The organism is Antarctobacter sp., from assembly GCF_048262615.1.
Classification (GTDB): domain Bacteria; phylum Pseudomonadota; class Alphaproteobacteria; order Rhodobacterales; family Rhodobacteraceae; genus Antarctobacter.
In genome coordinates, this window is sequence record NZ_JBLXFB010000001.1 from 42,900 (window position 1) to 57,709 (window position 14,810).

Consider the following 14,810-nt stretch of genomic DNA (forward strand, 5'->3'; position numbering starts at 1 on the left):
TATGACCCACACTGTTGAAAAGATCGGCGGGACAAGCATGTCCCGCCTCGCGGAATTGCGCGACACGCTGTTCTTGACCGACGGCAAGGCGGCCTATGGCCGGGTGTTTGTGGTGTCCGCCTTTGGCGGCATCACCGACCTGCTGCTGGAACACAAAAAGACCGGCGAGGCGGGCGTCTACGCGCGCTTTGCCAATGCCGAGGACGATCACGGCTGGCACGAGGCGCTGAGCCGCACCAGCGAGGCGATGATCGCCGCGCATGAGGATGTGCTGGACCACCCCGGCGACATCGAGCAGGCCACCGCCTTTGTGCAGGAACGCATCGAGGGCGCGCGCAATTGCCTGATCGACCTGCAACGCCTGTGTTCCTACGGGCACTTCCGCCTGAACGCGCATCTGCTGCACATCCGCGAGTTGCTGTCCGGCTTGGGGGAGGCGCATTCCGCGCTGGTCGCCACGTTGCTGCTGCAACGTTCGGGGGTGAACGCGCGGCTGGTGGACCTGACCGGCTGGCGCGACGAAGGTGAAGTGACGCTGACAGAGCGGCTGGACCGGGGGATGGCGGGCATCGACACCGATACCGAAATGCCCATCGTGACCGGCTATGCCCAGTGCCGCGAGGGCCTGATGCGCGAGTTTGACCGTGGTTACTCCGAGGTGACGTTTTCGCGTCTTGCCGCGCGGACCGGTGCGCGCGAGGCGATCATTCACAAGGAATTCCACCTGTCCTCCGCCGATCCCCGCATCGTCGGAGAGGACAACGTCAAAAAGCTGGGCCGTACCAACTATGACGTGGCCGACCAGATGGCGAACCTCGGGATGGAGGCGATTCACCCCTCGGCGGCCAAAACCCTGCGTCAGGCCGGTGTGCCGCTGCGCGTGACCAATGCCTTTGACCCCGGCGATCCGGGCACTTTGATCGACGACCAGCCGGCCGAGACGCCGGGCGTCGAGATCGTGACCGGGCTGGAGGTGATCGCGCTGGAGGTGTTCGAGCAGGACATGGTGGGGGTCAAGGGGTACGATTCCTCGATCCTTGACATCCTGACCCGGCACAAGGTGCGAATTGTCTCCAAGGTGTCCAACGCCAATACGGTCACGCATTACGTCGATACCTCGCTCAAGACGCTGCGCCGGGTCGAGGCGGATCTGGCCGAAAAATACCCGCAGGCGGAGATCAACACCCGCAAGCTGGCGCTGGTGTCGGTGGTGGGCCGCGATCTCAGCGGCCTGGCGACGCTGCAACGCGGGCTTCAGGCGTTTGACCGCGTCGGTATCTATTCCGTCGGTGCCAGTCAGGGGCCGCGCAACGTGGATACGCAATTCATCCTCGAACGGGCCGATATGGCAAAGGCCATCAAGAGCCTGCACAGCGCCTATTTCGACGATGAAGACAAGAAGGTCGCGCTGGTCGCCTGAGGCGAACCGCGACCGCCAAGAACAGGCCGCGACAAGCGGTGCACAGACTTGGGCCGACCCTGCGGGGTTGGCCCTTTTTCATGCGCCCAGTCCTTTATGCGCCCAGTCCTTTAAGCGCCCTGCCAGTCCGGGCGGGTCATGCCGATAAAGGCCAGCGACTCTGGCGCATCGACGTTGCGGGCGATGATGTCGCGCAGCGATCCGCAGGCCACGATCTGTTCCCAGCCATAGCGGGTAAAGGCCGGGTGCTCCATTTCCGGTGTGTCGTCAAACCCCGGAGGCGGCGCAAAGACGTGCTCTGACAACAGCGGGTTCGGCAGCGCCTGCGAAAAGGCGTCCAGCGCGACAAATGACAGGATGGTGCGGGGCAGGGGCGATCCCGGCACCCGGTCCTCACAGAAGATGCCGACAAAGAAATCCACCTTGTCGATATCGCCATAGGCCCGTTCCAGTTGCGCCGCGACAACCGGGTCGCTGCTGATCTCGTCGAACCGCTTGGCCGGTGCCTGTCCAAGGTAGGTGCGGTATGCGTTGTACGAGGCCAGTTCACAGATGCGCCCCTGCCGGGTCGAATTCCATTCTATGTCCAGCAGGTGATCGTTGGTGTTGCGCGGACCCAGCCGCGCTGCGGTCTGTGCGCTCATGTCTTCGAACCCGCGTTTCAGGCCGGTTTGCAGCAGCGGCAGGTTGTTCAGGAAATAGGTTTTCCCCATTGGCCATGCCGTGCCGCCCCAGGTGATCGCGTCGGGGATCAGCGCGTGCCAGCGGTAGAGCAGGCTGAACTCTGTGGTGATCCAGTTGGATTTGTTCCACGACGCGTTCCAGCAGACCGAGGGGTCCGCCATCAGATGCACCGCGAAAGGGGCGATGTGGTTGATGTAGTCCTCGACCACGATCTTGATGAACTGGACAATCACCACGTTGCGCGCGGTTTCGAACACGCGGCTGTCGTCCCATGTGGGATGGCGCGCGCCGATCTCTCGGGCCAGCCGGTTGTGCTCTCGCAGGAAGAGGGTGTTCATCATCGACACCTGCGGCACCGAATTGACCCGGTCTCCGCCGACCGCAAACAGCGCGTCGCGCATGGCTTGCGCGCCCTGCGCGATCACCGGGTTCTGGTCGGCGCAGGCCTCCAGCAGACCGGGCAGGCCCAGCGGGCGGTCGAGGTCGGAAAATTCAGCGCGTATCGCGCCGTCGGCGTACAGGAATTCCGGGTATTCCTCTCCGGCGATGACCTGCGACCGCAGACAGCCGCGCCGGTCCGGGTCACGCAGCGCGCGGGTCTGGGCGGGGGTGCGTCCGTATAGCGGGCACATGTCGATCTCATGGTTCGAGGTGTTGCGTTTGCGGCGCTCCGGGTCTTCGACGCCGTCAAAGTCCTTTTCCGCAACGGTGCGCAGAAAACCGTCGGTCAGATACTGTGCAAATGCCGGGAAAAGGCAGGTCGACTTGGGGCACATCGTCTGTGACCCGTCGGGGCGTTCAAACAGCGGTTTCAGCCCGCTCTCCCCCTCCCACCCCGGCAGCGAGGCCTGATCGAGGTCCGACACCCCCAAATGCCGCCCGGCCCATGTGCGGTCCGTCAGACTGCTCCATGAGGTATAGGGCGACAGGGTGGAAAACGGATGCGGACGCGACCGCGCCTGCGTCACGATACGGTTGATCAGCAGCGCGTTCAGCCTGCGGTGCAGGAATGGCACCGCCTCCACCATGCGCGCGACCCAAGGCCGTTGCAGTTGCAGCAGCGCGCGCGTCGCGATCCATCCCAGCACGGCGTTGACCTTGTCGCTCAGCCACTGTGACCGCTTCATCCCCGGATAGAACGGCAGAAAGACCGCCGAGAAAACGATATGCGGCAGGACATGGTGCTGCCAGATGTCTTCGAGGATGAAGATGAACCAATAGCCGACAAGGAAATTCAGCGCGGTAAAGATCCACCAGCCGATGCGCAACTCACGCCACATCAGCACGATGCCGAACACCCCGCCCATAAAGATCGGGCCCAGCATCCAGCGTTGCCAATACTCCGGCACCCGGCAGATCGCGCCCAAAAGCGGCGTTCCGGGAAAAAGCGAGATCCAGTCGCTGGGATAGCCAAACAGGTTCAGCAAGCCGCGATAGAACATCATCGCGCCCACCAAAAGGCAGGTCAGTTGCAGAAAGGTACGGCGCCAGACCGTCCAGTCGATACGAAATCCCTTGTGCGGCGGCACCGCGGAGGCAGACGACATTTGCGCGCCCCTTTCAATAAAACCTTCATTAATGGGGCCGAGTGTGGCACCTTTAAGGGGTTAAGTCCAAATTTTTTCTCGCAGAAGATGTATCATGAAGAAAATTCTGTTTCTGGTCTTCTTCGTCCTTCTGGGCGCGGCGCTGGTCCTTGAATACAAGCGCCTGACCATCAAACCATGGCCCGCCGCGCATTTCGACGACGTGGTCGAGCATTTCAAATACGGCTCTATCGGGGCCGAGGTGGACGGCTTTCCCTATGACATCTGGCGAGAGCTGCCGACCCTGTTCGCAGAGGACATCCCGCAGGGTTACGCGGGCTTCGGCTTTTTGTCCGAAGCGGGGCATGACCTGCCCATCGGCGTGTCGGTCCGGCGGATCGGGGTGGACCGGGTGGGGTTCAACTGCGCCACCTGCCATGTCTCGACCTATGAGGTGGACGGGGTCGAAACCCTTGTGCTGGGCGCGCCCAACAACAAGCTGGATATTCAGGCCTATATCCGGTTCCTCGTCGGCACAACCAAGGACCCGCGCCTGACGGCGGATGCGGTGATCGCCTCGGCAGAGGCAAACGGGCGCGCGCTGGGCTGGTTCGACCGGATGGTCCTGCGCGCGGTGGTCTTTCCCCGGCTGGAAACAGAGGTTGCGGCGCTGGAGGACGGGCTGGCATGGATGGACAACCGCCCGGCGCATGGGCCGGGGCGCACCGATGCGGGCAACTTCTGGCGGCAACGCTGGGGGTTGGAACCGGCCAAGGACATGCGTGTCGGCGTGGTGGATTTCCCTTCTGTCTGGAACCAGCGCATCCGGCTGCACGGCTGGTTTCACTGGGACGGCAACAACCGCTCGCTGGAGGAGCGCAACATCTCGGCGGCGCTGGCCGGGGGCGCGTCCGAATGGCTGCTGGAACGGCATTCTATCCAGCGCGTGTCGGACTGGCTGATGGATTTCCCGCCGCCAGACTACCCTTTGCCACTGGACGCCGCGCGCGTGGCGCAGGGCCGCGCGATCTATGAAAGCGCGGGCTGTCACAGCTGCCACGACCCCGGCAGCGCCAGTCTGGGGCAGGTCACTTCGGCGGATATCCTTGGCACCGACCGCCAGCGCACCGATCTGTTCGACGCGGAAATGGTCAGCTATTTCAGCACTGTCGGCGAAAAATACTCTTGGCAGTTCCGCAACTATCAGGCCACCGACGGTTACGCCAACATGCCGCTTGACGGGATCTGGATGCGCGCGCCCTATCTGCACAACGGGTCGGTGCCGACGCTGGCCGACCTGCTGTCGCCGCCGGACGACCGGCCCCGGACCTTCTTTCGCGGCTGCACCCTGTTTGACCCGGCCAAGGTCGGGTTCACCTGCGACGCGGGGTTTGAGGTGGACACCTCTTTGACCGGCAATGGCAACGGCGGGCACCTCTGGGGCACCGATCTGCCAGCGGACGACAAGGCGCTGTTGCTCGACTATCTCAGGTCGCTCTGATGGCCTGCGAACAGATCCCGCCGGGCGAGGCCGCCGACATCCGGCGGCTGATCCGCCACAATCTGCGGACCCTGTGGCAAGTGGGCGGTGTCATCAAACGCGGTCAGCATGGCAAACATCACGGGCTGCTGGAGGGCGTGTTTCGCGTGTCCGAACAGGTTCCCGAGGCGCTGGCCCACGGCATCTTTCGTCCGGGGGCGGAATACGCCTGCCGGGTGCGGTTCTCCAACGGCGGGCAGCGGGACGATCGCGAAAAGGATGTGCGCGGCATGGCGGTCAAGCTGTTGAACGTGCCGGGGGTCAAGCTGTTGCCGGGGCAGGGGCACGTGATGGAGCAGGACTTTGTGCTGGTCGATCACCCGACCTATTTTTGCGCCAATATGAAGGACTATCTGGTCTTCAACCGGCATTTCACGCCGATACAGGCGCTGCGCGGCAATGGTCCCAGCCTCGGGCGTCTGCTGCGGGCGGCCAGGGGCGGGGTCATGCTGGCCCTGTTTCATCGGTCGTTATTGCGCGCGGCACAGGATTTTGCCGGGCGGCGGGTCGGGTCGGTCCTTGCGCTGACCTACCACAGCACCACGGCGTACCGGTTGGGGAAGGGCGCGGTAAAATACAAGGCCATCGGCCATGGCGCACCGGCTGCCCCCACCGAACAGGCGGACGGGCTGCGCGACGGGCTTTGGCAGGCACAAACCACGGGCGAGGCGCGGTTCACCTTTGGCGTCGTCCCGCAGGTGGACCCCGCACGGCAGCCGGTCGAGGACGCCAGCAGCGACTGGGAGGCGGCAGGCGCGGATTTTGTCCCTCTGGCCGACATCTTGCTGCCCGCGCAGCAGAACTCTCCCCAGCAGGACGCAGAGGCCGAATCCCTGCGCTTTTCGCCATGGATGTGCCAGCCAGAGCACCGGCCCTTGGGGGCGATCAACCGCGCGCGGCGCGACATCTACCGCGCAATGGCCCAGGCGCGGAGGGATTGAGCGATCGGAACAGGCCTCAGGCCGGGTCCGGCGCCAGTTGCCCTTGCGCCTTGTCCGCCCGTTTCGCGGCGGTCTCGTCGGCCAGTTCGCGGGCGTGAATGCCAAGGATCACCAAGGCGGGCCAGAGCAGGTAGACCTCGATCTCCAGATTCTCGCCCATCGACAGCAAGACGATCACCATGACGATCCCCAGCGGCAACCGCCCGCGCGGTCCTCTGGCTGCGTCCCACAGCGCCAGCGCGGTCTGCCAGACCAGCGGCACCAGCAGGGCAAAGAACCCGGTCAACCCTTTGACAAAGAGCAGGCCAAACCAAGTGTGATGGCTGCCGATGGGCATGTATTCCACGATATGCGGGCCGGGATGCACCGTGCCGTGCCCAAACCAGACGGCCTCATTCTGCCAGCGTTCATGTGCAATTCGTTGCAGTGTCTCGCGGACCCGCGTGCTGTCGGCGCGCGCGCCTTTGAAGGCACCGACAAAGGCCTCGATCTTTTCCCCCAGCCAGCCACCCAGCACCGACAGCGACGCGGACAGGCCCGCCAGCACCATCCATGCCCATCCGCGAAAGATAAGCGGCATCATGCGCGGCGCAATGGTGCAGGCTACCAGCCCCACCAGCCCCATGCGCGACTTGGACGCGAGGATCATCAGCACACCCGCCGCCACACCCATGGCCATCCACCTGCGGTCCTTTTCCTCAAGCGCGAACAGCACCTGCACAACACCCAGAAGGGCGGCAAAGGGCGACCACGGTGCATAGAACTGCCAGCGCGGCGTCCACGACGCCGGATCGAAAGTGAAAAAATAGACCGAGAAATATTCCGGCCCCGGACCGCCGATGGCCTTCAGCGGCGAGGTAAAGATCTTTTCCGGCATCCCGACATAAGGCGCGGCCAGCAGGATCGGCGCAAGAATCAGCGTCCACATGCCAAGACGGCATTGCGCGCGCACCAGCACCTCGCGGCGGATCGGCAGCACTGCGCCGATCAGTGGAAACAACGCCAGCAAGGCCCAGCCCTTGGCCCAGCCAATCGAGGACTTGATGGTCTGTTTGGTCCCCAGCGCCCAGTCCATATGCCCCGCCCAAAGGGCGATGAGCATGACGATCATGCCCAGTGTCCAGCCCCAGACGATCGGCGGGACGGCCCCGGTGGCGCGCAGGTCCGCGCGGACGGCGGGACCAAGGTACAGCACCAGCGCCGCCAGTCCGCCCATCAGCCAGGCCAGCACCGGACCCACGACGTACAAGGCACCAAACAGGTAAAAGACCCATGTCAGGACAATCGTCTTGTACAGAGTCCCCTCGGCGGGGTTCTGTGGGCGAACGGTGTGCAAGGCGCGGGCCATGGTCTATGTGCCCGTCTTGACAAGCAGCTTTTCGATCAACGGCTTGCGCAGCCATCCCAGCATCAGCGCCATGAACAGCATGACACTGGCGGCGATCCCCGCGGCGACGGCCAGCTTGCGCTTGGGCGAGGTCGGGTCTTCGGCCAGTGTCGGGTCCTCCAGCACCTGAACCAGCGGGTAAGACGCGTAGATATCGGCCTTTGAGGACTGGGTCCGCGCAATGGCGGAGGCAAAGACCGCCTCGGCCACGTCAAAGTCACGCTGCATGTCCTCCAGCCGCGCCGCCGCCGGTGCCAGAGCGTCAAGACGCGCGGTTTCCGTGGCCAGTTGCGCCGTCGCTTCGGCCAGTTGCGCGGCGATGCCGGTGCGCTGGGCCTCTTGCCGGACAAGATCGGTCAGCAGGTCGGCGCGGCCTCCGTCGCTGACACGTTCCAGTCCGATCCGGTTGCCGGTGATCTGCGCCACGCGGGCCGAGGCCTCGGCCCGCGCCTCGTCATGGGCGGATTGCGCGCCTGTCACCTTGGGATGGCGCGCGCCATAGCGCGAGCGGGCATCGGCCAGATCCGATGCCGCGGCGGACATGGCTTCAAGCAGCGCAAGGTAGGTGCTGTCGGCGTTCACGCGCAGGATCAGGGCGGCTTTTCCGGCATCGGTCCCCAACCGCGATTCCAGCCGTGTGACCGACCCCTCCGCGCGTTGCATCTCGGTGCTCAGTTGGTCCACCTGGGCGCGCAATGCGTCCAGCTCGTCCACTTGCCGGGAATACTGATCGACGGAATACAGCCCGGTGGATTTTTGCAGCGCCGCGATCCCGTCGCGGGTGCCCGCAACAGAGCCTTGGTAGTCGCGCAGCGCCGCCAGCCCGCCGTCTTCGCGGGTCGACAGTTCATCCGCGCGCAGCCGGTCGATTTCGTCGAAAAACGCATCCAGCAACGCGCTGTTGCGGTTGCGGGCGTCTTCGGGGGTGGGGCCGGTCATCTCGACATGGATAAAGGCGGTTTGGTCCACCAGACGGATTTTGGGCGCGCCAAATGCGCGCCAGTCCACGCCATGCCGGTCAGCGGCGTCTTTCAGGATGCGCCCCGCCCCCAAAAGCCGCTTGTAGGTCTCTGTCGGGCTGATGGCGTTCGACGCAAAGGCCGAGCTTGCGAAAGAGGACGCCTGTCCGATGTCGTTCAGAGTGACTGAGGCCGACGCCCCTGACCCCGGCAGGATCAGCGACATATGGCTGGAATACGTCAGCGGCGCGGTCCTGAGATAGCCGGTGATCGGGGCCCAGATCGCCGCCGACCCCAGCAGGAAAATCCCGACGTAGCGCGGCAGGCGGCCCAGATCGGCGGGGCGGCCGCCGATGAACAGGCGCTTGATCGACATCCGGCGCACCGGCATGCGCACCACGGCAACCGCGGGGCGTTTGCGGGCCTCGGGGGCGAACGTGTCCTGAAGGGTCATGGGCTGTCTCCTTTGCCCGTCCTTTTAGCGGCGGCGGCGCAGGTCGCGCTGTATCACCGGAGGAGGACAGCCGGGGTCAGATGTCCCGCGCCCTATCCCCCCGGATAGGGACGCGCCCCGCTCGGGCGGGCTTTGACCGCGGCCATGCTGCGCATCACCGCGACGCGCCGATGACCTGATCGTTCACCGGACGCGCGACATGGCGTGAGCCCGTCCGCGCGGCAAAGCGCCCTGCGGGCGAGTGGGACCATAAAGGAATTGCCCGCCGCCTGGGGGGCTGTCTGGCGGCAGCGCGCAGGCCGACGGCTGCGGTCACGGGCTGCGGGAGGGTAAAGCCGGCTCTCCAAATAATCCGGCGCGCGCGACACCGGGTCCGGGCTGGTCGACGCGCGGGTTGAACAGGCGCAGCGGTTCGGGAGGGGGCCCCGGCCCTGTGTCAGAACAGCCCCGCCTCACGTGCGGCCAGCGCCGCCTGAGTGCGGTTGTTCACCTCAAGCTTGCGATACAGGGTCTTCATGTGCAGCTTGACCGTCGGTTCTGTCAGGCCCAGATCGCGGGCGATTTCCTTGTTGGACTTGCCGTCGCCAAGGCCCTTGAGCACATCCATTTCGCGCGGGGTCAGCTTTTTGGCGAACGGGTGTTCCGGTTCGTCCTCCTGCGCGGTCATGAAGTCGATGGGGGCGTATTTCTCACCCATGGCCATGAACCGCACCGCGTTGACCAGCGATTTGGCGGGCAGGGTCTTGGGGACAAATCCGGCGGCCCCCATCTCCAGCGCCTGTTCGGCGATCTCGCGCGTGGCCTCTCCGGAAATCAGCGCGACACGCTGGCCGCCTTCCATGTCCAGCGCCTCGCGCAGCGTGTCCAGCCCCTGCATCCCCGGCATCTTGTAGTCCAGCAGGACTAGGTCATAGGTCTCATCCTCGCGAATGCGGACGCAGGCCTCTGTATAGCTGGCGGCGGTGCCGATCTCGAAGCCCTCAGTGGCCCCCAGAAAGGCGACCAATGTGTCGCGCAGCAGGTCGTGGTCATCGGCAATCAGGATTCGCATGGGGTTCCTTGCAGGTTGGAGTGAGACCGTAAGGCATTCTCGTTGCTGATAACCTAAGCGCTTTGTCCGGCGGTTCGAAGGGGAATTGAGAGGAAATCCTATCCACTTGGGTAGGCCATGCCTCCGGGCGGGGGCTGTGGCCTCGCCCGCCGGGCGAACAGGCCAGCCCAAGGCGCAGCTTTCTGTCCATTGGCGGGAATTGAGCGATGCGGTGCCGAGGGGCCAGAAATCGGATCAAATCCAGCTCAGGAGAGACCGACAATGCACGCTTACGCCTCAGACAGCTTCACGTCCGCCACGCCCGTCGCCGCGCCGTTGCGGACCCGCCCGGTGCTGGGGTTGCCGCTGGTGGATGGCACAACGGACCAGGCGATAGCGACGCTGATGACCGGCGGTGCGCGGCGTGTCTACTTTCTGAATGCGCATTGCGCCAATGTCCGCGCCCGCAACAGTCGCTATGCGGCGGCGCTGGACAAGGCCGACATGGTGCTGCCCGACGGGATCGGCGTCGAACTGGCGGCGCGCATGACCGGCAAGGGCCTGACGGAAAACCTCAACGGCACCGATTTCACGCCTGCGCTGCTGCGGGCCGCCGCCGCGCGCGGTCAGTCGGTCTTTTTGTTCGGCGCGGCACCGGGCACCGCCGAGGCCGCCGCCAACAGGCTGGCGCTGGCCATTCCGGGCCTGCGCATCGCGGGCACCCGCGACGGTTTTGAGGGTGCCGCCGACAGCGATGCGGCCATCGACCACATCAACGGCTCGGGCGCGGATATCCTGCTGGTCGCGCTTGGTGTGCCGATGCAGGAACTCTGGATCGACGAGCACGCGCATCGTCTGTCTCCCCGGCTTGTTCTGGGTGTGGGGGCGCTGTTCGATTTCCTTGCCGACAGGGTGCGCCGCGCGCCGGTCACGCTGCGCCGGGCCAAGATGGAGTGGCTCTGGCGTCTGGCGATGGAGCCGCGCCGCCTTGCGGGCCGCTATGTTGTCGGCAATGTGACCTTTCTGGCCCGCGCCGCCGCGTATGCCGCACCCCGGTTGCGCCGGGACGATCTGGCCAAACGCGCGTTTGACGCGGTGGCCAGCGCCGCGCTGATCCTCTGTGCCGCGCCATTGCTGCTGATGGTCGCGCTGCTGATCCGCCTCGACAGTCGTGGGCCGGTTCTGTTCCGTCAGGTGCGGGTCGGTGAAAATGGCGCGCCCTTCACCATGTACAAGTTCCGTTCCATGCATGTCGATGCCGAGGCCCGCCGGGCCGAGGTAGCGGCGCATTCGGACCGGGACGGCCTTTGTTTCAAGGCGCGCCATGACCCGCGGGTGACCCGCATCGGACGGGTGCTGCGCCGGTACTCCCTCGACGAACTTCCGCAGATCCTGAACGTGCTCAGGGGCGACATGTCGCTGGTCGGCCCGCGCCCGGCGCTGCCCAGCGAGGCCGCCGCCTATCCGGTCCACGCGCGTGAGCGTCTGGACGCCAAGCCGGGGATCACCGGCCTGTGGCAGGTGTCGGGCCGCGCCGACATCGGGTTTGACAAGATGGTCGATCTGGATGTGGCCTATGTCCGGTCGCGCAGCATGATCCTTGACCTGCTGCTGCTGGCCATGACCGCGCGCGCCGTGGTATCGGGGCGGGGGGCGTACTGATCCGGCGTCGCCGGATGGCCGGTCGGTTGACTATCCCAAGGGATAGGCAGGCCATCCCGAAAGCCTCATGCCTTGTCAATCGACCTGTGGCAAAACCAGTCTAGGGAACAGAGGTTTGACACATGATGAAATCCACTTTTTTGGCGGCTGCTTGTGCCGTGCTCATTTCCGTCATGTCGGTGGCGGCCGATGACCTGCCTGATCCGCGGGGCAAGGTTGTCCTGACGGTGACCGGCGACATCGCCCGCACCAATGGCGACGGCGTGGCGCGGTTCGATCTCGACATGCTGCGCGCCATCGGTGAGACCGAATTTGTAACCGACACGATCTGGACCTCGGGCACCTACACCTTCACCGGGGTCGAACTGGCCGACCTGCTGGACTATCTCGGGGCCACCGGCGACAGCCTCAGCGCGCGCGCGATCAATGACTACGCGGTCACCGTACCCGTCACCGACGCGGTCGAGGGGGGGCCGATCATCGCCTATGAAATGGACGGCAAGACCATGTCCCGGCGCGAAAAAGGCCCGCTGTGGCTTGTCTATCCCTACGCCGCGTCCAGCGACTACCGGACCGAGGTCATATACGCCCGCAGCATCTGGCAACTTGACCGGATGACAGTCGGAGAATGAGCCGGGACACGGTCACATCATGAACGTCGCGGGCGGGCTCCGCAAAAGCGGCCGGGTGATCATTTTCGGCGTCGCGTTCCTGTGTGTGGTCTCCATCGTCTTTCTGGCGGTCGAGATCGTGCGCGATCTGCGGCTGCTGAACTCGGCCACGTCGGACAATGTGCAATGGACGCTGTCGCAGGCCGAAGTCGAGTTCCTTGAACTGCGGCTGGCGGTTGAAGAGGCACAGCTTCAGGACGCGCCGGATCTGGAAAAGGTGATCGAAGAGTTCGACGTGTTCTACAGCCGGATATCGACCCTTGAGTCCGGCACGGTCTATGCCGCCCTGCGCGATGTTCCCGCCTTTTCCGTGCCGCTGGCCGAGATCCGCGGGCTGCTGGACGATCTGGTGGTGCTGATCGACGGCCCGCCTGACGACCTGATCCGGACCCTTGGAACCGTCGATGCGCGGTTGCGGGCGGGTCAGCACGATCTGCGCGACATGTCCACCGCCGGGCTGTTGCAGTTCGCGCGGGTGTCCGACCAGCAACGGACCTCTGTGGCCGTCACCCTGTTGCGTGTGGCCCTGTTGACCGCGTTCCTGATCCTTGCGCTGGTTGTGCTACTGGGACACGCGCGGCGCGCCACGCGCCAGACCGAAGTGCGCGGGCAAGAACTGGCCGCCGCCTATGCCCGTCTGAACACGGTGCTGGATACATCGCTGGATGCGGTGATCGTGTCCGACATCGACGGCAAAATCCAGCAGTTCAATCCGGCGGCGGAACGGATTTTCAAACGCGACGTCGTGGATGTGATCGGGCGCAACATCGGACAGGTCATTGTGCCCGACCATCTGCGCGATCTGCACGACGCCGGCATGAAACGGATGCACGCAACCGGCGCACGCCGCGTTGTGGGCCATGGCCGGGTCCGGCTGGAAGGCATGCGCAGCGACGGAGAGGTGTTCCCGGTCGAACTTGCCCTAGAATCCGCGATGACCGGCGACGAAGAGATCCTGATCGGTTTCCTGCGTGACATCTCGCACCGGGTTGCCGCTGAAAACGAACTGGTCGAGGCACGGGACAAGGCACTGGCAGGCGAAAAGGCCAAGGCCGATTTCCTTGCCATGATGACCCACGAAATCCGCACGCCTCTCAACGGTGTGCTGGGCAACCTGTCGCTGCTGCAAGAGACGCCGCTGACGCCGGTCCAGCAGCGCTATGCGCACAACATGTCCGTCTCGGGCAAGCTGTTGATGTCGCATGTCGACGCGGTGCTGGACATTGCCCGGTTCGAATCCGGGGCGAGGGACGCGCAGGTTGAGGCGGTGCACCTTGGCCGTCTGGTTCAGGATATCGTGGACAGCCTGACCAGCGCGGCAGAGGTCAATGGCACGGCGCTGCAATGGACCTGGATCGGACAGCCGCTCGACTGGGCGATGATTGATCTGTCGCGCCTGCAACAGGTGTTGCTGAACCTGATCGGAAATGCCGTCAAGTTCACCCATCACGGCCGCATCCTGATCGAGCTTGAGCAGAGCGATCCGCCCTGCAATGGCACCGACGGGCCGCGCGATGCGGCCTGTCTCGACGTCCGTGTCATCGACACCGGCATCGGCATTGCCGATGGCGATCTGGACCGGGTCTTTGAGGATTTCCAGACCAGCGCCCACGCGTCGGAACACAATGTGTCGGGCACCGGTCTTGGCCTTGGGATCGCGCGCAGATTTGTGCAGGCCATGGGGGGCGAGATCGGGGCCGAAAGCACCCTTGGCGAAGGCAGCGTTTTCTGGGTGCGGTTGCCCGTCACGCCCGCAGAGGCCCCCGCCACCGCGGCCCTCCCCGGCGCTGGCACCGCTGCGGATACCGGCGCTGGTACTGGCCCGGCGCTGACCGACCGCAACATTCTGCTGGTCGAAGACAATGAGATCAACCTGCAACTGGCGCAGGACATGCTGACCCTCATTGGCCATCGCGTGACCGTGGCCCGCGACGGGCGCGAAGGGGTCGAGGCCGCAGAGGCGGACCGCTTTGACCTGATCCTGATGGACATCCGGATGCCGGTCATGGACGGGCTGGCCGCGACCAAGGCGATCCGCGAAGGGCAGGGGGCCAGCCGCGACGTGCCCATTGTCGCCCTGTCGGCAAACGTCTTGCCAGAGGCCAAGGACCGGTTCATCGCCGGCGGCATGTCGGCCTTCCTTGGCAAGCCGCTGATCAAGGAAGAACTGTCTCAGGTGATAGCGCGGTTCTGCGCGGTCGATGCCTCTGACGCAGGCCAGACAGCCGCGCCGCAAGCCCCGCCCGCGCCAGTCCCGGCCACGCCGGACCCGATTGCCGCGCTCATGGCGCGGTATCTGGACGAAACCGAGGCGCTGTTTGACTGGCTGGGCTCCAGCCCCACCAACTGGACAGAGATCGCGGATCGCGCGCACCGGATCGCAGGCAGCGCCGCCGCCTTTGGCCAACCGGACCTGCGCATGGCGCTGCTCAGGGTCGAAGCCGCCGCCGAGGCCGAGGATGCGCAGGCGCTGGATCATGCGGTGCAGGCGGCACGTCAGGCATGGCAGACGGCACCGGCCCCCAGCGTCGGCTGA

The 14,810-nt window shown here is 65.0% G+C and carries 10 protein-coding genes; 6 read left to right on the forward strand and 4 right to left on the reverse strand.

Annotated elements, in window-relative coordinates:
• The first annotated feature begins 1 nt into the window (after nt 1).
• On the forward strand, nt 2-1,420 hold the full coding sequence (locus ACN0S5_RS00215; protein WP_417204918.1) for an aspartate kinase: 1,419 nt from the start codon (nt 2-4) through the stop codon (nt 1,418-1,420).
• Between the two features lie 110 nt (nt 1,421-1,530).
• Here ACN0S5_RS00215 and ACN0S5_RS00220 read toward each other — a convergent pair whose 3' ends face one another.
• A complete protein-coding gene (locus ACN0S5_RS00220) occupies nt 1,531-3,651 on the reverse strand; it encodes a peroxidase family protein (protein WP_417204919.1) in 2,121 nt (706 codons plus the stop codon).
• A gap of 94 nt (nt 3,652-3,745) precedes the next feature.
• Here ACN0S5_RS00220 and ACN0S5_RS00225 point away from each other — a divergent pair, with 94 nt between their 5' ends.
• Nucleotides 3,746-5,131 (forward strand): hypothetical protein, encoded by a 1,386-nt coding sequence (locus ACN0S5_RS00225; RefSeq protein WP_417204921.1) that lies wholly within the window; start codon nt 3,746-3,748, stop codon nt 5,129-5,131.
• Entirely contained in the window at nt 5,131-6,111 is a 981-nt protein-coding gene (locus ACN0S5_RS00230; protein ID WP_417204923.1) for a hypothetical protein, read from the forward strand. The genes ACN0S5_RS00225 and ACN0S5_RS00230 overlap by 1 nt, the downstream gene beginning before the upstream one ends.
• A gap of 16 nt (nt 6,112-6,127) precedes the next feature.
• Here ACN0S5_RS00230 and ACN0S5_RS00235 read toward each other — a convergent pair whose 3' ends face one another.
• The 3 genes from ACN0S5_RS00235 to ACN0S5_RS00245 all read right to left on the reverse strand — a co-directional run bounded on the left by ACN0S5_RS00235 (nt 6,128) and on the right by ACN0S5_RS00245 (nt 9,962).
• Entirely contained in the window at nt 6,128-7,459 is a 1,332-nt protein-coding gene (locus ACN0S5_RS00235; protein WP_417204924.1) for an O-antigen ligase domain-containing protein, read from the reverse strand.
• Nucleotides 7,460-7,462: 3 nt separating this feature from the next.
• Nucleotides 7,463-8,911, reverse strand: coding sequence for a GumC family protein (locus ACN0S5_RS00240; RefSeq protein ID WP_417204926.1), 1,449 nt, complete (start codon nt 8,909-8,911; stop codon nt 7,463-7,465).
• 436 nt (nt 8,912-9,347) lie between these two features.
• Entirely contained in the window at nt 9,348-9,962 is a 615-nt protein-coding gene (locus ACN0S5_RS00245; RefSeq protein WP_417204927.1) for a response regulator, read from the reverse strand.
• Between the two features lie 261 nt (nt 9,963-10,223).
• Here ACN0S5_RS00245 and ACN0S5_RS00250 point away from each other — a divergent pair, with 261 nt between their 5' ends.
• The 3 genes from ACN0S5_RS00250 to ACN0S5_RS00260 all read left to right on the forward strand — a co-directional run bounded on the left by ACN0S5_RS00250 (nt 10,224) and on the right by ACN0S5_RS00260 (nt 14,810).
• Entirely contained in the window at nt 10,224-11,603 is a 1,380-nt protein-coding gene (locus tag ACN0S5_RS00250; protein WP_417204928.1) for a sugar transferase, read from the forward strand.
• Between the two features lie 122 nt (nt 11,604-11,725).
• A complete protein-coding gene (locus tag ACN0S5_RS00255) occupies nt 11,726-12,235 on the forward strand; it encodes a molybdopterin-dependent oxidoreductase (RefSeq protein ID WP_417204930.1) in 510 nt (169 codons plus the stop codon).
• Between the two features lie 19 nt (nt 12,236-12,254).
• A complete protein-coding gene (locus tag ACN0S5_RS00260; protein WP_417204932.1) occupies nt 12,255-14,810 on the forward strand; it encodes an ATP-binding protein in 2,556 nt (851 codons plus the stop codon).